Here is a 20212-nt window from a genome sequence, read left to right on the forward strand (position 1 = left end):
GCTGCTATGATTTACTATAGCTACGAAAATTTTAGAGACGATACATGTAAACTTATCGATGAGGTAAGAAGTTTTGACCCTGAGGTCATAGTTGCCGTTGCACGCGGCGGGTTGACACTCGCTCATGCGATGGCTGAAGGTCTTGACATAAGAGCGGTCGAGTCGATCCGTACGGAACTTTATGACAATGATGTAAAAAGAGACACTATCTGTATCTACGGTGAATGTAATCTTATGAATCATAAACGTGTCTTAGTCGTGGACGATATCGCCGACAGCGGTGATACACTTTATGCGATCATGGAAAAACTGCAGGGCGATAACCCTGATGCGGAGTTTAAGACAGCTACGCTTTTTTATAAAAAGACATCTATCCATCAGCCGGATTTTACAGTAAACGAAGCTCCTGACTGGATAGACTTTTTTTGGGACAGGGATTTTAAGAAGGCTTAACTTTTAGCTTTTTTTATCATCTCATACGCAGAGTTTATCTCCTGCGTTTTAGCAGTCGCTTCTTTGAGGTAATTCTCATCTTTGCCTTGGGCTTTGATGATGTCGGGATGATACTCTCTAATTAACTTTCTGTAAGCTTTTTTGATCGTTTCCAAAGAGTCGTTTGGACTTACGCCCAGTACTTTGTATGCATCATCGAGAGTCGCTTGCGGATGAGCATTTTTTATCATAGACTCAAACTGGTCAAATATATTGTGGTAGATGTTCGGGTCTATCTGCAACGCTTCAGCTATGGTGACCAGTATCTCTTCTTCTGATTTACTGACCTCTCCGTCGACAAAAGCAAGCTGGATCAAAAATCCCATCATCTGGACTTGTTTGTTTTTATCTCTGTAGATCAGTTTTTGAAGCGTTTGAGCTAAAGTTTCGATGTTTCCTGTGATATCTTTTTGCTCATTAAAGATCTGCTTTAGGATATCTCTTGTCTTCTCAGGTTCAGGGAATACGCGTGACACATCGGTAAACATATTTCCCACAAGTTCCGCTTCAAGTGCATCGACTTTGCCGTCGGCTTTAGCGACCTTTGCGGTAAGTGAGACAAATACACCCAGTTCACTGCGCTCCAGTGCTTCTTTTGAGACTGAAAAGTTTTTAAACTGCTCTTCGTAGTTTGCGGTGTAGGTTTTGTATCCTTTTGATAAATACAAAAATATTCCGACGACTATAATTATTAATAAAATCGTACTCAATTAAACTCTCCTTATTTTTCTTTACATGTAAGGCAATTATACGGAAATGAAGCTAACACAGATATAATTTCGCTTATGAAATTTGATATCAAGATCGATGAAGGCGTAAAATATATGCTCTTTGCATCATTACTGTTTGCCATCATGGGTGCGTTTGCGAAGCTTTCAAGCCAGCATATGAGTTCGCTTGAAGTCGTGTTCTTTAGAAACGTGTTCGGTGTGCTCATCGTCGGGTTTGCAGTGCTCAGATCCCCTATGAAACATGTTGGCGGAAAACCGCTTTTACTCTTTTTTAGAGGATTTATGGGTTTTACTGCACTACTTGCGTTTTTTTACAATATCGCACATATCTCTTTAGGTGACGCAATGACCTTTTCAAAGACGTCACCGATCTTTACCGCTCTTTTTGCTTGGGCGTTTTTAAGTGAAAAACTCTCTTCAAAGGGGTGGATAGCCGTTTTTATAGGTTTTATAGGGATACTCTTCATCACTCAACCCAGCGGTCTTGGTTTTAGTAAATATGATCTCTTAGGGATCTTCAGCGGAGTGGGTGCAGCATTGGCCTACACCTCGGTAAGAGAACTTAAAAAGTTTTACGATACGCGTGCTATAGTGCTCTCATTTATGGGTGTTGGCACTATAGGACCCGTAATCCTGTTACTTGTCTCGCCTTATGTCCATCTTCCCGAACTGGATTTTATGTTAGGCGAGTTTGTCATGCCAAGCGGAGTCGTGTGGCTGTATGTCCTTGCTATGGGAATCTTGGCGACACTTGCGCAGGTCTATATGACAAAAGCATACGGTGCGAGTAAGGCGGGCATCATCGGAGCGGTAAGCTATACGAACATCCCTTTTTCCATTTTAGTCGGACTGTTTTTAGGGGATTCTCTGCCAGGGATCATCACGACGGCAGGGATAGTCTTGATCATAACAGCGGGGATTTTAGTCGCAAAAGCGAAGTGATTTATCTTACATGTAACTCATTATGCTATAATCACTTACTTATTTTAAAGGCAAATATATGAAATTATTGGCTGGGCCTTGTGTTATTGAAAGTGAAGAAAACATCTTCAAAATAGCGAAGGCGTTAGAGATCTATCAAAACGACCCGACTATCGATTTTTATTTTAAATCCAGTTTTGATAAAGCGAACCGTACATCATTAGACAGCTTCCGCGGTCTTGGAATGGATGAGGGACTGCGTATTTTGGAAAAAGTCAAAAACGATTTTGGCTATAAAGTGGTCACGGATGTACATGAGTCCGCTCAGGTGCCTGCTGTGGCAGAGGTCGTGGATATGCTTCAGATACCTGCTTTTCTTTGTCGTCAGACGGATCTGCTTGTAGCGTGTGCAAAGACGGATAAAGAGGTAAATATCAAAAAAGGGCAGTTTATCAATCCTCCTGATATGAAATACTCTGTACTAAAAGTCCTAAAGACTCGCGGATGTGATGAGGTGAGCTATGAGAACTCGGTGAAACACGGAGTTTATCTGTGTGAGAGAGGAAGCTCTTTTGGATACGGCAACATAGTCGTAGATATGAGAAGTCTTGTCATCATGAGAGAGTTCGCACCGACGATCTTTGATGCGACTCACTCAGTTCAAGCACCGGGTGCATTAGGCGGCAAGACCGGCGGAGACAGTTCGATGGTCCCATACTTAGCAAGTGCGGCTGCGGCTGTAGGAGTCGACGGGTTCTTCTTTGAGACACACTTTGACCCGAGCATAGCACTCAGCGACGGTCCAAATATGATAAAACTAGATGAGCTTGAAAAACTCGTTACTAAAATTAAAAAAATAAGGGAGATATAATAAGATGAATTTAATCGAGGGAAAATTAAAAGTCACTAACGGCAAAAAGATCGCGATCGTAAGTACAAGATGGAATCACTTTATAGTCGATAGACTGGTAGAGGGAGCAAAAGACGCATTCGCACGTCACGGCGGAGACGAAGCTGATCTGACTCATGTACTTCTTCCTGGAGCATTCGAACTTCCGATGGTAGTCGACCAGCTTCTTGCAAGCGGAAAATATGACGCTATCTGTGCTCTTGGTGCAGTAATAAGAGGTTCTACTCCGCACTTTGATTATGTTGCTGCTGAAGCTACAAAAGGGATCGCATCGATGAGCCTAAAATACCAAAAACCGGTATCTTTCGGACTTTTAACGACTGATACTATCGAGCAGGCGATCGAGCGTGCAGGAACAAAAGCGGGTAACAAAGGTTTTGAAGCTATGACAACTGTGATAGAGATGCTAGACCTGTATGAAGGGATCAAATAATGGCTACTCGTCACCAGGCAAGAATGGCAGTTGTAAGTCTGCTTTATGCGTATGACCTTGGAAACGGGAACATCGCAGAGCATTCAGATGAGATACTAGAAGAGAAAAAGATACGTAACAAGCAACGTGACTTTGCCTTGACACTTTTTGACGGTGTTATGGAGAACTTAGAACGTGTAGACAGTGCGATCATTAAACATCTCAAAGATTGGGATTTTGAACGTTTAGGTTCAGTTGAACGTGCTACACTACGTCTTGGAGCTTACGAAATACTTTTTAGCGAACTGGATTCTGCAGTCGTAATCAATGAGGCTATCGAAGTCGCAAAAGCATTTGCAACTGAACAGTCGCCGAAATTCATCAACGGTGTCCTTGACGCTATATCTAAGGACAAAGAAGCTTAATCACTCAATAAAGGGATTATATTCATGAAAAAGTTTATTCTTTTCACTGCTCTAAGCATCTCGCTTTTTGCCAGCGATATGATTGTAAAAAACAGTATCTGCGGTGTCGATGAGACAATAGATTCTATAAAAAGTATCGCCACTAGCAAAGGTATGCATGTATTTGCAGTCATAGATCATAGAGATAATGCAAAGAAGATAGGAATGAACTTAAACAGATCAAAGATGATAATCTTTGGAAATCCCAAGCTGGGGACAGCATTAATGCAGCAGGATATCACTGCAGGACTTGATCTGCCCATACGTATTTTAGTGTTTAAGAACAGTGACGGAGCCGTTAAAATGGCGTACCGAGACGGTACATGGCTTGCATCAAAGCATGCCATCGACGATCCGAGAATGGTGCAGAAGATGAATGATGCACTTGAAGATATTACAAATAAAGCCGGACAATGCAAAAACGATTAACAAAAGAGGAAGCTCTAAAACTTATACGTGAAGCTGACCTAAAAGAGCTTGGGCGCCTTGCTACTGCAAGAAAAAAAGAGTTGCATCCTGAGGGAATAACGACTTTTGTCATAGACAGAAACATCAACTACACAAATATCTGCTGGGTGGATTGTAAGTTCTGTGCGTTCTATCGTCATGAAAAAGATGAGGATGCTTACGTACTTACATTTGACGAGATAGATGCAAAGATAGATGAACTTCTGGAAATCGGCGGGACGCAGATACTTTTTCAAGGCGGGGTCCATCCGAAGCTAAAGATCGAGTGGTATGAGGATCTCGTAGAACATATACATACGAAATATCCTCAGATCACGATCCATGGTTTCTCATCTATCGAGATAGACTTCATAGCAAAAGTATCACGTATTAGTGTCGAAGAGGTCTTAGAACGTTTGCATGTAAAAGGTCTGGCTTCCATACCGGGTGCGGGAGCTGAGATACTAAGCGACAGAGTGCGCGATATTATCGCTCCTAAGAAGATAGATTCAGAAGTATGGGTAGATATCCATAGAAAAGCACATAAACTCGGTATCAAATCGACTGCGACGATGATGTATGGAACAGTCGAGAGCGATGAAGAGATCCTTGACCATTTAGAGATGGTGCGTAATCTTCAGGATGAGACAGGCGGTTTTAGAGCTTTCATCATGTGGAGTTTTCAAGGGCAGAATACAGAACTTTTACGCCTGATACCTGACATGGAAAAACAGACACCAAACAGATATCTTCGTCTTTTGGCAGTCGCGAGACTGTTTTTGGACAATGTACCGAACATCCAAAGTTCATGGGTGACTCAGGGTCCATATATCGGGCAGATGGCACTTAACTTCGGCGCGAACGATCTTGGTTCCACAATGATGGAAGAAAATGTCGTTAAGAGTGCAGGAGCAGGTTTTAGAATGGCAAAAGACGAGATGGTGAATCTTATCCGTGATATCGGTGAGACTCCGGCAGTGCGCAATACGGCGTATGAGACGTTAGAGATTTTTGCATAATGAGATTTTTTTTAACTTTATTTTTATTGGGACAGGTGATAATGGCAGCAACTATAAACTATATCGAGGTCAAAGGTGTAAAGATCCCTTTGATCTTTGAAGAGGAAAATCGTTTACCGATAGTGTCTATGCAGCTTGTCTTTAAAGATGCAGGAAGTATCAGCGACAAGTCAGGTCTTGCAAAACTGAGTTCTAAGATGATGAACGAAGGAACACTTTCACTGGGGAGCAACGGCTTTGCGACTGCACTGGATGAAAAAGCGATCCATATCAGTTCATCTGTCGGAGCGGAGACGTTCGTGATGGAGTACAGCTCACTTAAAGATCAGTTCAAAGAGGGTGTCGATCTGTTCGCATCTCTTTTAAAAGAGCCAAATGTCACAAAGAAGAGTTTAGAAAAAGTCAAGACAGATACCATAGGACAGTTAAGCGCAAAAGAGAGCGACTATGACTATGTTGCGAACAATGCTTTAAAAGAAGTACTGTTTGAAGGCACTCCTCTTGCAAATCCGGCTTCTGGAACTATCTCAAGTGTTGAAAAGATAGACCTTGACGAAGTAGAAGATTTCTTAAAGAAACATCTTGTCTTATCAAATCTCATCATTGTCATCGGAGGAGACCTGACTCTTGATGAAGCAAAAGCAAAAGCCGTAGAACTTGCTTCAAACTTGGAAGTGGGCGAAGCAAGCGAAGTGAAGCATTATCTTGCAAGTGCGCAGGAAAAAGATGTTGTACTCAAACGCGAAACACAGCAGGCATATCTTTACTTCGGTTCACCGTATGATATGAACGATACAGACAGCGAGTATTATAAGGCTCGTGTGGCTACATACATCTTGGGTACGGGCGGTTTTGGAAGCAGACTTATGGAAGAGATACGCGTTAAAAAGGGACTTGCCTATTCAGCTTATGCCCGCGTGCATGTAAGTAAATCAAGTTCATACCTTACCGGATATCTGCAGACAAAGCTCGAATCACTTGATGATGCAAAAGCAACGGTAAAAAGCGTTTTTGAGAACTTTGTAAAGGGCGGTGTGACAGAAGATGAACTGGAACAGACTAAAAAATTTCTGCTTGGAAGCGAACCTTTAAGAGTCGAGACACTTTCACAACGCTTGTCACGTACGTTTATGGAGTTTTACAAAGGCGAGGAACTTGGGTACTCTGCAAAAGAGTTAGAGCTTATCAAGGGTCTAAAACTACAGGATCTTAACGATTTTATCAAAAAACATAAAGAGATCCTTTCACTATCTTATGCGGTAGTGACAAAATAATATTGCAATTTGCAATATAAATCTTAACTCTTTTAAACTAATAGTAAACTATTGGTAAAGGAGCTAATATGAGACTTGATAAAGAGGATGAGGCAAGACGTAAAAAGCTTGGCATCACCTCTTATATCGACTTAGCTCTTATCATCCCTCATACATATGAGGACCTTCGTTTAAGCAGCAGTTTACAAGTAGGAACTGCCCAGCTGATAGATGCGACTGTAAGCTCTGTTATACGCACTCCAAAATCGATCAAGATCAATCTCTATGCTCATAATCTTTCACATACTTTAGAAGCCGTTATATTTAAACCCAAACCTTATATGATGAGACAGTTCATAACAGGGGAAAGGTACTTTCTTTACGGTGTTGTAAATTGCAGCGGCGGACACTGTACGATGACTCATCCAAAAAAAGTCACAACTGTAGGGGCACTCTTTCCAAAATATAAATCTGCTCTTAGAAACGATACGATGATGCGTTTTATGCAGAAGCATCTGAGTTGTGAAAACCTCAAGTCAGAAGGTTTGAAAGAGAGTATTATAGAAAAGATACAAGACGTACACTTTCCAAAAGAGGTAGCACCTTATCAACCTAAGGCAGGTTTTCATAAAGAGTATATAGACAGTTTTAAATACCTTGAAGTTTATAATAATATGAAACAGCTGGCAAGTAAACGAAGATACTTTACATGTAAGCATAGACTAGACTCTTCATATAAGGATTGGGAAGCAACTTTACCTTTTTCATTGACAGATGAACAGTTGTTAGCAATAGAAGATATCAGACAAGACTTTTCAAAAGATGTGGCTGCAAAAAGGATGATAGTAGGAGATGTAGGAAGCGGAAAGACAATGGTCATACTCGCATCGGTGATGATGGCAAGACCACATAAAGCTGTTTTAATGGCACCGACGACACTACTGGCAAATCAGCTTTATGAAGAATCACTGAAGTTTCTGCCTGAGATCAAAACAGCTCTTGTGACAAACAAGATCTCGAAAGTCGATCTCAGTGAATATGATTTTATCGTAGGAACACATGCACTTTTGTATAGGGAACTTCCTGAGGTCTCACTTGTCATGATCGATGAACAGCATCGTTTTGGGACAGCTCAAAGAAATCTGCTGGAGAAACTTGTAAGCGACGGCAAGAATAGAGCTCATTTCTTACAGTTCAGTGCAACACCCATCCCTAGAACACAGGCGATGATACAGTCCTCTCACATAGATGTCAGTCTCATAACAAAGACACCTTTTAAAAAAGATATCACAACACAGGTGATACATAAAAATGATTTTTCAGATCTTTTGGAACATATAAAAGAGGAGATAGAACAAGACCATCAGGTGCTTCTAGTCTATCCGCTAGTAGAGGAGAGTGAAGCTTTTAATTACCAAAGTATCAATGAAGCAAGAGCTTACTGGGAAAGTAAATTTGATAATGTCTATGTGACACACGGAAAAGACAAAGAGAAAGAGAAAGTCCTGCTGGACTTTAGAGAGAATGGGAACATCTTGATAGCAACGACAGTCGTTGAGGTCGGGATATCATTACCGCGTCTTTCCACTGTCGTAATAGTCGGTGCAGAAAGGCTCGGACTTTCGACTCTGCATCAACTCCGCGGTCGTGTTAGCCGTACAGGTCTTAAGGGTTATTGTTATCTTTTTACATATCAGAACAGTTCTGAGCGGTTGGAACAGTTTTGCAAAACACAAAGCGGTTTTGATATCGCAGAACTAGATCTAAAGTTCCGTAAAAGCGGAGATCTGTTAAAAGGTGTCCATCAAAGCGGTTCAGAGTATAAATGGATAGACTTCAGTGAAGATATAGAGATAGTTGAAGAGGTGAAAAAGGATTTGGGTATCTGACTTTACATGTAAGAGTTCTCTTACATGTAAGCTATTTTAGTACAGACCGAAACGTCCGTCATTTCTTTTATAAAGTACGCGGGTCTTATCTTCATGATCTAAGAAGATCTCAAACATTTTTCCGCTGTCTTTTAGCTCTTCTAAAACATCACCGACTTCGCGAGGTTTATATAGGTCGAGTTCAACAGGGACTATCTCATCTTCCAGATTTTCACTCTCTTGGCTTAGATCTATACCGCCGTTTGCTTGTGAATGTGCTTTTGCTTCGTTTATCCCGACTTTATGATGATCTGTCTCACGGTCATGCATACGGCGAAGTGCTTTTTGCGCGCGGTCTATCGCTATGTCGATAGCAGCGTAAAGATCCATTTCGTTTTGTTTTATAACAACAGAATTCTTACCGGCAAGGTTTATGGTAAACTCGATGCTTACCCCGGTCTTGCCTTTTCTCTCATTAGCCGAAGCAACAGCCGTTACCGATATGATATCAAGATGAAATTTTTTAAGTGTCTCTATCGAAGCGTTTAGATGTTGTTTTATTGCGTCTGTAAGTTCTACATGACGTCCTACTAATGATATATTCATATATTATCCTTTTGTTCTAAGTATTAATATTATATCATTAAAAGTGCTTACAAAATTATAATTTTTGCAGTGTACGTCTAAAATATCTTATAGGTTCAGTTGCAACACTTGGAACGCTTGTTACGGTTACATCCATTAAGACGGTACCGTTTGATTCGGGAGTTGAAATAGCATTGATATAGTTAAAACCGTTTAAACAGTTTAAACCGATATATCGGATATCAACATTTATATTAAATATTGGAGTCGCAGCTGCTGGATATACCGCTGTAACATTGCCAAGACAGTTAGTATTTCCACCAGCGCCACGATCATGTCCAGATATTGCTAAAAGTGCTAATTCTGCTCCACTTTTAGCAAGAAGGATAGCTTGTTCTCTTAAATAGAGATCTGTGGTCTGTTTTGTCGTTTGAGAAGTAAGGTTTAGTGTTAATGCCATAATGGTCGTTAAAACAACGATAACAATAATTGCCATTATCATCGCAAAACCACTTCTCGCAGAGGATCTTAAAATACTGTTTTTTCTTTGCATATCGAATATCCTCCACTTGTTGATATATTTGAATCGGTCACACATAATTGGACCTTTATAAGGTCACCGACGGAACGAAATCTGAAAGTATCGACATCCTCCATAATTATCTGACTTTTCCCATTTTGATAGGTTTCACCCTTCCACGGTTGATAGTCATAGTATAGTGTAAGTGTTCCCTGTCTACTATTTTCCATTCCACCGAGTGCCTGGATTCTAGCCTGTCTTAAGCTTTCTATAGATGTGCGTATGGCATTTATCTGTTTTTTGACTTTTGCTTCTATGGCATCATCTCTCGTAGCAGCAAATTTTGGAATTGCGATCGCTGCTAGTATCCCAAGTACTACTATAACAAAAACCAATTCTAGCATTGTAAATGCTTTTTTATTACTTACTATCAATTTCTTAACCTTCTACAAATTTCGCCTTGCGTAGCGATATCACAGTCAAATGAACCGGTTGCCGGGTCATATATAAAAGTGACATCTACATTATGTACTCTGACTTTATATGTGTTGTTTGCAGTTTTTGTCCAATCTCCATTTTTTGTTGCACCTGTTACATTTTTTATGGGTGTTGCCAGAAGGGTAGCTGTTCCGTTTGTACCAAAAAGATATGCAGGGGTTCCCCCTACATCAAGGCTATCGATATACGGAGTATCATTAGTTCCGGCTGCACCTGTGTAAACTAAAGCGTAAGCAGTCCACGCAAGTTGATAAAACTCATAGATGTCCTGACCTGCAAAATCGTTTGCGCCGGTGTTTGCTTGAAATAGATTTGCTGCAACAGAGGATTGTATTGGATGCATTGTCTGATTTTGATCAGTTATGACTCCACCCCATCCATAACCGTTTATATAGCTGTTAGCACCTACAAAAAAGAGGGCACTATCGTTTATACCGCTTGCTGTACCGGAAAGGTTGGAAATAAGAGTATTTTCTGCTCCAGTATCAGTTCCTGGCGAATTTAATCTTGCTGTTGTATGTGCAGCATCAAGATCAATCAATCCACTCCATAATGGAGTTGAAGTACCGCGAAGACCGTCTATATCATAGCCGACCCACTCCAAGATCCTTTCTTGAGGTATATCTAGTGCATCAGAAAGTGATCTATACGCATTATTGTCAATACGTCTCACGATAACAGAAGATTTGATGCGGTATTGTAAACGGTTTGCTATCTGTTCCAATGCGATCTCGGATTGTGACTGAAGTCTGTTTTGAACAGTTGAGAAGATATACCCGTCATACGCTTTAATAAGAAATTCAACACCGAATTTTGCAATGATCCCGATGATGACTATGACAAATACAAGTTCCATCATAGTAAAAGCTTTACGTCTCACTAGTATCTCCTCTTGGCAAAATCGATCTCGCCGATATTTGCGCTATACGCTCTTAAAAGCGTTAAAGTTCCATCGGTATCACCGATATCTACAGTCACAAGTTTCATACTAGAGGGAGTGTTATTTCCCCCTGACGGAAATACAAAAGGAGTCCCCGTATCGGCGATATAGCTGACAGTAACATTCATTGTATAGTCCTTTTTATAGCCGGTCGATTTATCTGCTACAACATTTTCAAAATGTTGGTTTGCTTGACCTCTGTCATCAATAGCATCTACAGTATTGTTGTCATCAGAATTTATTGTTGAGACAGCTGCATTGGGTGAGAGATAATTATGAAATCTTCTATGCCCGTCTTCAATAATATGTCCGACTCTATAGTTTCCGTTGGCATTGGTATTGCCATACAAATCATATTTTCTAGCATAAATAGCAGCCCCTCCAGGGATATCAACAACTTTTGTGTATGAACCGATATTTTGAATATTCACAGAATGTTCATCCCAAGGATAACTAAGTACTTGCATCATTTTGGCAGAGGAAGCAAATACAGCTTCTTGGACTACATTGTTTTCCATCGCATTTTGATTGACTCTCAACATAACAGGCAGTGAGAGAACCGTAATTGCGATAACAACAATGGCAAAGATCAGTTCTATCATCGTAAAAGCAGCACGCATTACCAAAATATCCTTTTACTTGTAGTTTCACTGGCATTTGAATCCGTAGTAGTATCTGTATTTTTTACACCTGTCCAGTTACCTCCAGGTTTATAAAATTCAACTTCAAATTCATTAGTGGTCGCCGTATTATCATATTTGTTATATATGAGCCATCCTGATGAACTCGTTTGCATTGTAGTCTTGTAAGGATAGCCTCCCGTTTGGTCATAGGTGATGACCGCGTGTTCTGGATTTGTCCATGTCATGCCTGTTAGGGTGACTTTTGGTATCGATTTCCTTTCTGTTACATTGGTTATATTACCATCTCTAAGGCGAGCATGAAGAACATTATCAAACCAATCCAGCTCATCAACACTTTCGACTGGTGATGGAGCATTTGGTAGAAGTGTTGTATTTCCATCAATATCACAGTAAACCTCATAGTATATGAATGCATCTCCAACATTTGACGGGTATCTGTATCTTGGTGCATGTGTTCTACCGTAGTAATGTTTTACAGTAAGATTTAAGTCTAAGTTAGATGCTTTTGCATCTTTAGCATAATTTCCTTGCGTCGTTTTTGTCCCTAAATCAGCCGAGAAACTACAGTCAGTTCCAGGGTTTTGGCAATCAATCGTATAGTTATGAAATGTGATGGTTTTTGGATTTATCGGCTTACTAAGATTTCTATCAAAATTTAAGTTTAATATCGAGTTTATTGATCCAAGCATATTTTTTATAAAGTGAGAACTATCTAATGCTATAGGACCAAAGGTATTGTTGATTACATTGGAAGCTGTAGAATTTATTCCGCCTGTTATGTTTAAATCATGATACCTGTAACCATAAGAAGGAGCCGGTAAAGTATAGTTTGTTTTATTAACATCTATATTGATTGGTTTTGCAAAACAGTTATTAACAAAGTTACTTACCGTCACATTGTTTTCACCGACAGCACTAATAAATCCATTGAAATGTACCGACATGTTTTCATCTTGAGGTACAGACATATTTGACATATATACAAATGTATTAGTTGTAAAAATACTATCATAATTCATACCAAATGTAGGTAATAATGCCCTTAGATCAAATTTATATGGATGAAATGTTATGTCATAATCATTATACTGCAATGATGCATCATTATTATTGTGAGAACTGCTTATATTACACCCGTTTAGTGTCGTACTTCCTACTGTCTGTGTCGCTGAGGTATTTAGACTACAATCAGCACTTAATAGATAGTATGGCGAAGTATGATGTGACATTAATGTCGGATCGTGGTCAACTTTCGTCCAACTTGTATCAATAGCATGAAGTCTATAGTCTCCAACTTGATCAACAGAGGAATTTAGATCTACATAACCATTTAAAAATCTAAGTAATATGGATTTATTTGAATCATCATTACAGCCTGTTGTTACGACTCCGCCTCTTGGTTCCCAGATGTATGAAACATCGTCATCCGCTATATATCCAAAAGATTTAGTATACCCTGGTGAAGCAGTATTATCCAGATGATTTGTAGCAGTTATTTCCATATCATATTGATATCCAGAAGATAAGTTGAGGACAGAGCTAACAGGAGCTGCAACACCTGATACATTGTCTGCCAGCCTGGTTTTTAAAGTTGAATTAGATTGATTCTGGTCATTTATCTTGATCATAAGTGCTTCTGGACGAAGAGAAAAGTTATCTCTTGAACATGTATAGGGGACATATCGGCCATATATACATTCCATACATACATTCAGTTCATCTTGCGTCATCGCTGAAGCGGAAGCACTACCGGCATTCGCACACGCTTCAGGAACCTGCGTATATGTTTTTGTATGAACAGCAGCACCCGTGTGTATCGTGGCGGTGACAGGCTGGACACAGCTGCTCCCTGCATATCCAGGGAAGTTGATTAGACGAAACTTGCCGGGAGGATCTTCTTTAACGATAATTGACCCGTTGTCATCTGATGGAGGATAACTTATTCTGAATGCGACGTTTTCTCTAGCAGTTTTATAAAATTTTGCAGCAGCTTGGGGGTCCTCCAGTAAAATATTGTCTATGATATCCTGTGCGGTAAAACTAGCTGTACTGGAGTTCTTAAATGTGATCCAAATACGATCGCTTATCGCACTGGTAGGCTCATCGCATGATGCCTGTGAATCGTGAAAAGCAGCCGCATCGATGAGCTCTACACCTACTGACGTGTTTATATCTTTTGGAGTGTCTAAATTAGCCGGATCATACGATACGATCGTGTAATTATCGGCTCTAGATGTGATCTCAGTCGGTAGATTGTAATAATAATTACCATTACTATATGGATAGTAGATGTTATTTACAACGTTAAATCGTCCCTTTACAGGTGTATATGTAAAGTTTGCACCCGAACACATCTGCATCTTTGCTCCACCGATTTTTGTACTATATTTTATCAACGATGTTCCAACATTCAAATTGTAGTCAGCGATTACATTTATTGGCATATCTAATGTTGCTGTAAGAGGATCTACTTGGTAATAAAGATAAAAATAACCGCTTGAAGGCACAGTACCTATCGGTATATTTAAGATATTAGCATCATTGACGGTTAGTGATGCATCAGGTATTGATTGTGGCAAGAGAGAATTAATAGGAGTTAGCTGTGTAGTATTTCTTATGTATGTGACTTGAGATGTATTCATATCAAATACACTGATGTTCATATCTTCAACAGATATATCCGATTCTACAAGATTTCTTATGTATATGGTTAATTCTATAGGTTCGTGTATTAATGCACCGGCAAGTAGTTTGTCACTTGATAGTTTTGGGTCTACAGTACCATTATTATCTTCGGTAAAATATTGACCTTGTTGTTTATATGCATAGTCATAACAAAATTTTGGAGCATATAGTTTTGTTGACAGAGCATATAATCCGGGCATATACCCGTCCCCGCTCGTAGAGAATTTTATATTAGTAGTCGTTTGCTTGTTTGAAAGAATAGCACTTGTATCATAAGTGTCAATATCGGCACCTAGCGAGTTCGGCGAATAATAAGGTAAGCCGGAGGTGACTGTCACACCGTCTTTAGATATCGTAGCATTCATGATATTTGTAGAAGGATTGAGTGCGTTAAAAAGAGGATGTTCCGTTCCGTTTGCATCTGTAAGAGACCCTGAGTCACCTGTCAAACCGATATCACCCTCTCCTGCAAATACGACTAAAGATGAATCGACAATACCGTCTTTAGGAGTTAAAAAGCCTGATAAAGTAGATACGACTTGATTTCCTACTCCGGTATTTGAAGTACTACATCCGTTAGCGTTTGCATAAGAGATTGCATTGTTAATATCGCTGGATCCTGCGAATGCCTGATATCCGTCATATACGGTGATATTTTTAAAATCTTCATTATAGTCTTCATATACGACTGCTATAGCCCATGCACCGAAACTACCGCCGGCAGGCTGTCCCTGAGTAGTCGCAATATCGCCTACCCAATAGTATCCGCCTCCGTGAGCGTTGACATAGCTTGTTATATCGACATAGCTTTCATAATACATACGGCTAGAGTCAAAATAGACCCAGTTCATCTGCGCATTAGTGACTGACTGGTATGAGTCGGTACTGAACTTATATTTTATATTATGACCGGCTTCTTTTTGCGCACTAGTCCAATTGACCATATACCCCTGCCATACAAGGCCAGCCCATACTACCGTTTTCCCTGCTGGAATATCTAAATAGGCTGCTGAAGAGTTTAAAGTTGTCGCCGCATTGTCCGTTGTTCCTGTTACATCATCATAATCATTATACATCATATTGATATTATTATTGGTCGAAGTACCAGGATCTCCACATACACCACCGATGTTGGCACAAAGAGAGGTATTTCCTGCAATGATCAGTTTTCCATACAGATTCGTACTGTAAACAGGTGTAAAAGCTTTTGGATTCGCACAAGTAAAATCAGTAGCAGAAGCATAAAATGGATAAGACAGTAATATTAAGAATAAATAGAATCTGGATAAAGATACTTTCATAATGCACCCCTTTTTTTGTTAAAATCAGAGCACCACACTATGGGGCTCGGTAAACTTTTAACATTTACTATTACTAATTATAATCACAAATAACCTTTACAATAGGTTAACTTTAAATATTACTTATAAAAAAACATTCATCTATCTTTGTTATAATGACAGAGATAAGAAATACAAAAAGAGTTTTAGATGAAACATAGATATATCGGAAAAACCGGCCTGCGCGTGAGTCCTATCTGTATGGGGACTATGACATTCGGTTCACAATGCGACGAAAAAGAAGCCTTTAAGATCATGGACAAAGCGTATGATGCGGGGGTGAATTTTTTTGATACAGCCGAGCTTTACTCCATTCCCCCAAAAAAGGAAACGGTCGGGCTCACAGAAGAGATCGTCGGCAGATGGTTAAAGACAAAACCGCGTGAGAGCATCATCCTGGCTTCAAAGGTCGCAGGAGCAGCGAACGGATGGTTCGTCCCGCCTGTGCGTCACGGGCTTACAGCCATAGACAGATTCCATATAGAGCGTGCCGTAGAGGGCTCGCTAAAACGTTTGGGGACTGACTACATCGATCTTTATCAGATGCACTGGCCCGATACGGTCGTGCCTATAGAGGAGTCGCTGCGCGCTTTTGATTCGCTTGTTCAAAGCGGAAAAGTCCGTTACGTCGGTACATCAAACGACACAGCATACGGAACGTCAAAAGCTTTGATGACCTCAATATATGAAAAGCTCTCCCGTTTTGAGTCGATACAAAACAACTTTTCGCTTTTAAACAGAAGGTTTTTAGACGAACTTTCCACTTTGGCTAGAAAAGAAAGCATCTCGCTTCTTCCTTACTCTCCTTTGGCAGGCGGAGTCTTAAGCGGTAAGTACAATCAAGTGAAAGGGGAAAAGGGACGTTTTTCCGAGTATATTCACGCTCCTGAATCCCGTCTAAGAGTAATGGCGCAAAGATTTGTCAATGAGAAGACATTGGCATCAACGCAGAAGTACCTCAAAATCGCACATGATTTTGGGATCGATCCCGTGACGATGGCGATAGCTTGGTCTAAACAGTTTGATTTTGTGGCATCGACTATCATCGGAGCGACACACGCCGGACAGTTGGATGCTTCTTTGGCAGCAATGGAGCTGACACTGAGTGATGAGGTGTTAAAAGCCTGCGACGCGGTTCATCAAGATATCCTGTATCCTATGGGCTGATATGAGGATAGTTTTTCTTTCGCTGCTCTTTTTGTTTGCCGGCTGCAGTATCAAAAACTATGAGATAAACGAGTCCAAGATCATCGTCATAAAATCTGCGCAGCTCAAATATGCAGACCTTGGGTATATCCGCAGCAGCGGGAGTGCTTTGAAGATCGATCTGTATGAGATGGGCAACCTTGTCAAAAGCATCGAGATAAATAACATGATCTGTGTCGACGACGGCTGTATGCTGAAAAGCTCGTTTAATCAAGAATATCTCAGCAAGCATTATCCTGCGGATATTTTGGAAAACGTGATCTTGGGAAAACAGATATATGAGGGAAAAAATCTTAAACGTTCAGATTACGGGTTTATGCAGGATATTAAAGATGAATATGTGGACATCCATTATGAAGTAAAAAATGGAGATATAAGGTTTAAAGACCGTAAAAACGGTGTCTTGATGAAGATATCCTCTCCATCAAGATAGCTGTTTTGATTTTTCCTCGACAAGCATTTTGTCTAGCAGTTCAAACAGAGTTTCACTTGCATTTTCCATCTTCTGAAACTCTTTGATAAGAGTTGGGTTGTTTTTCTCGTTATAGCCGTCTTTGGCGATATTTGCCGATGTGATGGCACTGTCATGTACTATGGCATGATATTTAGCCATATCTTTGTATGACTGAGTCATACCAAACTTCTCTTTACCTTTGTTTTCATACCATTTTCCGAGTCTGCATTCAGTATGTGAACTTATGTTATCCGCATTTTTACTCGATATTACTCTGCCGAAAATATCTGATTTAAACAGAATATGATCTATTTTTGCCAAAGTGATCATTAAAGCACTTTCAAGGTCTTGTGAATTGATTTTCATCTCATTTGCATTTGCGTTAAACCCGTCTAGCACGCTTTTAAAGCTCTCGATCATATGAGTGGCTTCATCTGAGACACTGCTCATCATCTCGGCAGAATCAGATATAGAACCGGTTTCCTGCTGAAGTGTCTGGATAGAGATCCCTATCTCGGCAGTTGCTTTAGAAGTACGTTCGGCAAGTTTGCGCACTTCGTCTGCGACAACGGCAAAACCGCGTCCATGTTCACCTGCACGCGCAGCTTCTATAGCAGCGTTAAGAGAGAGCAGATTTGTCTGTTCAGCGATATCTTTGATCAGGTTCACGACTTCACCGATCTCGTTTGCTCTGGTCTGAAGAGAGTCTACGGCAGAGTTGTTGTTCTCTATATATTGTGTCAGTGTAGATAATCTCTCTATGACAACACTCGCCTCGTCTATGCTTTGATTTGATGCTATAGCAGTCTCACCTGCCATTCTTGCCGTATCATTTAGCTGGTTTACACCCTCTGCCAGCTGGCTTTGGATCATACTGAAGCTGATCGCCAGCGGTTGACCTGTCTTCCCAAGATCGACTGAAAAGTTTTTCTCTCTTTGCATATTGTATTCATCTTCCATTGAGTCGATGGCTTTATTTATCTTATCAGCTGTTTTTTTGAAGTTATAGTTCAATCCTTCGGCATCTACCCTTCTAAAAAACTTGTTTCTTGAAGCGTAGTCTATGGCCGTATTGACCTCTCTCATAAAGACTTCTAGCTGATCCATGAAGTTATTGATATCCCATGATAATTTGCCCAAAACACCTTGCTCAGTTATGTGTGTGCCGCGGATCTCAAAATGTCCCTGTAAAGCACTTGAAAAGATCTCTTGAGAGTTTTCGATACTTTTTTCGGTCTTTTGGACATATTTATAAATTAGCAGTGCCAGAATGATATTTAAGGCATTAAAGGTCGCAGTCAAAATATGAAATTCGTAAAATATCGATGTGAGTGCTGTCGTCCCAAAAACAGTGATCAAGATAGCGACATTGGCATAATGTATCTTAGAGAGAGATGATGAATTCTTCATAAGAGACTCCTTTTTCTTTTAGTAACTCTTGCAGATATTTCATAGATGCTTCCATGCCGCTGCTTTTTTCAATTTGAAGAAGTTTTGTATAAAGATCTTTGATAATATTTAAAGAAGCCTGTTTCGGTTTTCTTCTGACAGAAAAATAGCCTATGATATTATCTTTTTCATCAAATGACGGTGTAACGTTTGCAAATACCCAGTAATATGAACCGTCTTTACAAAGGTTTTTTGCATAGGCATTTATCTCCTCTTTTGACTGAATCGTGTTCCATAACAGTTTAAAGATCGCACGCGGCATATCAGGATGCCTTAAAATGTTGTGAGGCTGGTCTAAAAGTTCCTCTTCAGAATAACCGCTCATCTGAATGAAAAGTTCATTACAATAAGTGATTCTGCCCTTAGTATCTGTCTTTGAAACAATAATGTTGTCTTCTGGAAAAGTGACCTCATTATTGGTTGGTGTCTGTTTTGGCATTTTATTCTCCATAAAATATGGGTAGAATTTTACTCCTAAAAACTTTTTATATAGATAAAGTTAGATTAATAATACAAAATACAAGGTGAAAAATGAAATACGTAGGAGCACATACATCAGCCAGTGGCGGTGTTTTTAATGCCATATCACATGCACAGGAAATAGGGGCAAAAGCGTTTGCGCTCTTTACAAAAAATCAACGTAGATGGGATGCAAAACCACTTGATACGAAAACAATAGATACTTTTAAGAAGAGATTAGAGGATAGCGGGATACTTCCTCGTCATATATTGCCGCATGATTCATATCTTATAAATCTGGGGCATCCAGATGATGAAAAACGTGCAAAATCAATGGAAGCTTTTTTAGATGAGGTCCAAAGATGTGAACTTTTAGGACTAGACAGACTAAATTTTCATCCTGGCAGCCATTTAAAAGAGATAAGTGAGGATGAGTGTCTGGGAAGGATTGCAGAAGCTATGAACAGAACACTTGAAAAAACATCAGGGGTATCGCTTGTCCTTGAAAACACTGCAGGTCAGGGAAGCAATCTTGGCTGGAAATTCGAACATCTGGCACATATTATCGATAAAGTCGAAGATAAAAGCCGTGTGGGAGTATGTATAGATACCTGTCACATGTTTACGGCAGGTTATGATATAAGAACACGTGAAGCGTATGATGTCACGATGGCACAGTTTGAAAACATCGTCGGTTTCAAATACCTAAAAGGGATGCATATAAATGACTCCAAGCCTGATCTAGGATCACATGTAGACCGTCACGACAGCATTGGAAAAGGAAAGATCGGTATCGATGCATTCAGATTTATCATGAATGATGAGAGGATGGATGATATTCCGCTTATTTTAGAAACAATAGATGAGAGTATCTGGGCGCAGGAGATAAAACTTTTATACTCTTTGATGGATTAA

The 20212-nt window shown here is 40.0% G+C and carries 21 protein-coding genes; 12 read left to right on the forward strand and 9 right to left on the reverse strand.

What is annotated here, in order from left to right:
- Nucleotides 1–6 precede the first annotated feature (6 nt).
- Nucleotides 7–453, forward strand: a complete 447-nt coding sequence (locus WCX87_RS01215) for a phosphoribosyltransferase family protein (RefSeq protein WP_345980221.1) — start codon at nt 7–9, stop codon at nt 451–453.
- On the opposite strand, the gene WCX87_RS01220 is transcribed toward WCX87_RS01215, so the two are convergent.
- Nucleotides 450–1202, reverse strand: a complete 753-nt coding sequence (locus tag WCX87_RS01220) for a DnaJ domain-containing protein (RefSeq protein WP_345980222.1) — start codon at nt 1200–1202, stop codon at nt 450–452. The two genes, WCX87_RS01215 and WCX87_RS01220, sit on opposite strands and share 4 nt — an antisense overlap.
- Nucleotides 1203–1277: 75 nt before the next feature.
- On the opposite strand from WCX87_RS01220, the gene WCX87_RS01225 reads away from it, so the two are divergent.
- The 8 genes from WCX87_RS01225 to recG all read left to right on the forward strand — a co-directional run bounded on the left by WCX87_RS01225 (nt 1278) and on the right by recG (nt 8538).
- Nucleotides 1278–2165, forward strand: a complete 888-nt coding sequence (locus WCX87_RS01225; RefSeq protein WP_345980223.1) for a DMT family transporter — start codon at nt 1278–1280, stop codon at nt 2163–2165.
- 58 nt (nt 2166–2223) lie between these two features.
- Complete coding sequence (kdsA, locus tag WCX87_RS01230) at nt 2224–3015, forward strand: 3-deoxy-8-phosphooctulonate synthase (protein WP_345980224.1); 792 nt, start codon at nt 2224–2226, stop codon at nt 3013–3015.
- A 4-nt stretch (nt 3016–3019) separates the two neighbouring features.
- Nucleotides 3020–3487 (forward strand): 6,7-dimethyl-8-ribityllumazine synthase, encoded by a 468-nt coding sequence (gene ribE, locus WCX87_RS01235; RefSeq protein ID WP_345980225.1) that lies wholly within the window; start codon nt 3020–3022, stop codon nt 3485–3487.
- Nucleotides 3487–3891, forward strand: a complete 405-nt coding sequence (gene nusB, locus WCX87_RS01240; RefSeq protein ID WP_345980226.1) for a transcription antitermination factor NusB — start codon at nt 3487–3489, stop codon at nt 3889–3891. The genes ribE and nusB overlap by 1 nt, the downstream gene beginning before the upstream one ends.
- A 24-nt stretch (nt 3892–3915) precedes the next feature.
- The gene (locus WCX87_RS01245) at nt 3916–4359 is read left to right on the forward strand and encodes a DUF302 domain-containing protein (RefSeq protein ID WP_345980227.1); all 444 of its coding nucleotides are present in this window, start codon (nt 3916–3918) and stop codon (nt 4357–4359) included.
- Nucleotides 4344–5396, forward strand: coding sequence for a dehypoxanthine futalosine cyclase (locus WCX87_RS01250; protein ID WP_345980228.1), 1053 nt, complete (start codon nt 4344–4346; stop codon nt 5394–5396). The genes WCX87_RS01245 and WCX87_RS01250 overlap by 16 nt, the downstream gene beginning before the upstream one ends.
- Before the next feature lie 41 nt (nt 5397–5437).
- On the forward strand, nt 5438–6670 hold the full coding sequence (locus WCX87_RS01255) for a pitrilysin family protein (protein WP_345980229.1): 1233 nt from the start codon (nt 5438–5440) through the stop codon (nt 6668–6670).
- A 68-nt stretch (nt 6671–6738) separates the two neighbouring features.
- A complete protein-coding gene (recG, locus tag WCX87_RS01260) occupies nt 6739–8538 on the forward strand; it encodes an ATP-dependent DNA helicase RecG (protein WP_345980230.1) in 1800 nt (599 codons plus the stop codon).
- A gap of 36 nt (nt 8539–8574) precedes the next feature.
- Here the strand turns inward: recG and raiA are convergent, their stop codons facing one another.
- Genes raiA through WCX87_RS01290 form a run of 6 tightly spaced genes read right to left on the reverse strand, consistent with a single transcriptional unit; the run spans nt 8575 to nt 15690 of the window.
- A complete protein-coding gene (gene raiA / locus WCX87_RS01265) occupies nt 8575–9123 on the reverse strand; it encodes a ribosome-associated translation inhibitor RaiA (RefSeq protein WP_345980231.1) in 549 nt (182 codons plus the stop codon).
- Between the two features lie 55 nt (nt 9124–9178).
- Entirely contained in the window at nt 9179–9655 is a 477-nt protein-coding gene (locus tag WCX87_RS01270; RefSeq protein ID WP_345980232.1) for a hypothetical protein, read from the reverse strand.
- The gene (locus WCX87_RS01275) at nt 9631–10053 is read right to left on the reverse strand and encodes a type II secretion system protein (protein ID WP_345981080.1); all 423 of its coding nucleotides are present in this window, start codon (nt 10051–10053) and stop codon (nt 9631–9633) included. Before WCX87_RS01275 ends, WCX87_RS01270 begins: the two co-directional genes overlap by 25 nt.
- On the reverse strand, nt 10053–11000 hold the full coding sequence (locus tag WCX87_RS01280) for a prepilin-type N-terminal cleavage/methylation domain-containing protein (RefSeq protein WP_345980233.1): 948 nt from the start codon (nt 10998–11000) through the stop codon (nt 10053–10055). Before WCX87_RS01280 ends, WCX87_RS01275 begins: the two co-directional genes overlap by 1 nt.
- A complete protein-coding gene (locus tag WCX87_RS01285) occupies nt 11000–11680 on the reverse strand; it encodes a hypothetical protein (RefSeq protein WP_345980234.1) in 681 nt (226 codons plus the stop codon). The genes WCX87_RS01280 and WCX87_RS01285 overlap by 1 nt, the downstream gene beginning before the upstream one ends.
- Nucleotides 11680–15690, reverse strand: a complete 4011-nt coding sequence (locus tag WCX87_RS01290; RefSeq protein WP_345980235.1) for a hypothetical protein — start codon at nt 15688–15690, stop codon at nt 11680–11682. Before WCX87_RS01290 ends, WCX87_RS01285 begins: the two co-directional genes overlap by 1 nt.
- Nucleotides 15691–15879: 189 nt before the next feature.
- On the opposite strand from WCX87_RS01290, the gene WCX87_RS01295 reads away from it, so the two are divergent.
- Together WCX87_RS01295 and WCX87_RS01300 are read left to right on the forward strand one after the other, a co-directional pair.
- A complete protein-coding gene (locus WCX87_RS01295) occupies nt 15880–16896 on the forward strand; it encodes an aldo/keto reductase (protein ID WP_345980236.1) in 1017 nt (338 codons plus the stop codon).
- 1 nt (nt 16897) lies between these two features.
- The gene (locus WCX87_RS01300) at nt 16898–17368 is read left to right on the forward strand and encodes a hypothetical protein (RefSeq protein WP_345980237.1); all 471 of its coding nucleotides are present in this window, start codon (nt 16898–16900) and stop codon (nt 17366–17368) included.
- On the opposite strand, the gene WCX87_RS01305 is transcribed toward WCX87_RS01300, so the two are convergent.
- Nucleotides 17360–18799, reverse strand: a complete 1440-nt coding sequence (locus WCX87_RS01305; RefSeq protein ID WP_345980238.1) for a methyl-accepting chemotaxis protein — start codon at nt 18797–18799, stop codon at nt 17360–17362. The genes WCX87_RS01300 and WCX87_RS01305 overlap by 9 nt on opposite strands.
- Complete coding sequence (locus WCX87_RS01310; protein WP_345980239.1) at nt 18774–19277, reverse strand: PAS domain-containing protein; 504 nt, start codon at nt 19275–19277, stop codon at nt 18774–18776. The genes WCX87_RS01305 and WCX87_RS01310 overlap by 26 nt, the downstream gene beginning before the upstream one ends.
- Before the next feature lie 92 nt (nt 19278–19369).
- Here WCX87_RS01310 and nfo point away from each other — a divergent pair, with 92 nt between their 5' ends.
- The gene (nfo, locus tag WCX87_RS01315) at nt 19370–20212 is read left to right on the forward strand and encodes a deoxyribonuclease IV (RefSeq protein ID WP_345980240.1); all 843 of its coding nucleotides are present in this window, start codon (nt 19370–19372) and stop codon (nt 20210–20212) included.

Source organism: Sulfurimonas sp. HSL3-2, from assembly GCF_039645965.1.
In the GTDB taxonomy this organism is placed as follows: domain Bacteria; phylum Campylobacterota; class Campylobacteria; order Campylobacterales; family Sulfurimonadaceae; genus Hydrocurvibacter; species Hydrocurvibacter mobilis.

Coding starts and splice junctions, on each gene's coding strand:
- WCX87_RS01215 (WP_345980221.1), top strand. CDS start 7: ATGATTTACTATAGCTACGAAAATTTTAGAGACGATACATGTAAACTT.
- WCX87_RS01255 (WP_345980229.1), top strand. CDS start 5,438: ATGGCAGCAACTATAAACTATATCGAGGTCAAAGGTGTAAAGATCCCT.
- WCX87_RS01250 (WP_345980228.1), top strand. CDS start 4,344: ATGCAAAAACGATTAACAAAAGAGGAAGCTCTAAAACTTATACGTGAA.
- nfo (WP_345980240.1), top strand. CDS start 19,370: ATGAAATACGTAGGAGCACATACATCAGCCAGTGGCGGTGTTTTTAAT.
- WCX87_RS01305 (WP_345980238.1), bottom strand. CDS start 18,799: ATGAAGAATTCATCATCTCTCTCTAAGATACATTATGCCAATGTCGCT.
- WCX87_RS01225 (WP_345980223.1), top strand. CDS start 1,278: ATGAAATTTGATATCAAGATCGATGAAGGCGTAAAATATATGCTCTTT.
- WCX87_RS01245 (WP_345980227.1), top strand. CDS start 3,916: ATGAAAAAGTTTATTCTTTTCACTGCTCTAAGCATCTCGCTTTTTGCC.
- WCX87_RS01290 (WP_345980235.1), bottom strand. CDS start 15,690: ATGAAAGTATCTTTATCCAGATTCTATTTATTCTTAATATTACTGTCT.
- WCX87_RS01270 (WP_345980232.1), bottom strand. CDS start 9,655: ATGCAAAGAAAAAACAGTATTTTAAGATCCTCTGCGAGAAGTGGTTTT.
- WCX87_RS01285 (WP_345980234.1), bottom strand. CDS start 11,680: ATGCGTGCTGCTTTTACGATGATAGAACTGATCTTTGCCATTGTTGTT.
- kdsA (WP_345980224.1), top strand. CDS start 2,224: ATGAAATTATTGGCTGGGCCTTGTGTTATTGAAAGTGAAGAAAACATC.
- raiA (WP_345980231.1), bottom strand. CDS start 9,123: ATGAATATATCATTAGTAGGACGTCATGTAGAACTTACAGACGCAATA.
- WCX87_RS01295 (WP_345980236.1), top strand. CDS start 15,880: ATGAAACATAGATATATCGGAAAAACCGGCCTGCGCGTGAGTCCTATC.
- nusB (WP_345980226.1), top strand. CDS start 3,487: ATGGCTACTCGTCACCAGGCAAGAATGGCAGTTGTAAGTCTGCTTTAT.
- WCX87_RS01310 (WP_345980239.1), bottom strand. CDS start 19,277: ATGCCAAAACAGACACCAACCAATAATGAGGTCACTTTTCCAGAAGAC.
- WCX87_RS01300 (WP_345980237.1), top strand. CDS start 16,898: ATGAGGATAGTTTTTCTTTCGCTGCTCTTTTTGTTTGCCGGCTGCAGT.
- ribE (WP_345980225.1), top strand. CDS start 3,020: ATGAATTTAATCGAGGGAAAATTAAAAGTCACTAACGGCAAAAAGATC.
- recG (WP_345980230.1), top strand. CDS start 6,739: ATGAGACTTGATAAAGAGGATGAGGCAAGACGTAAAAAGCTTGGCATC.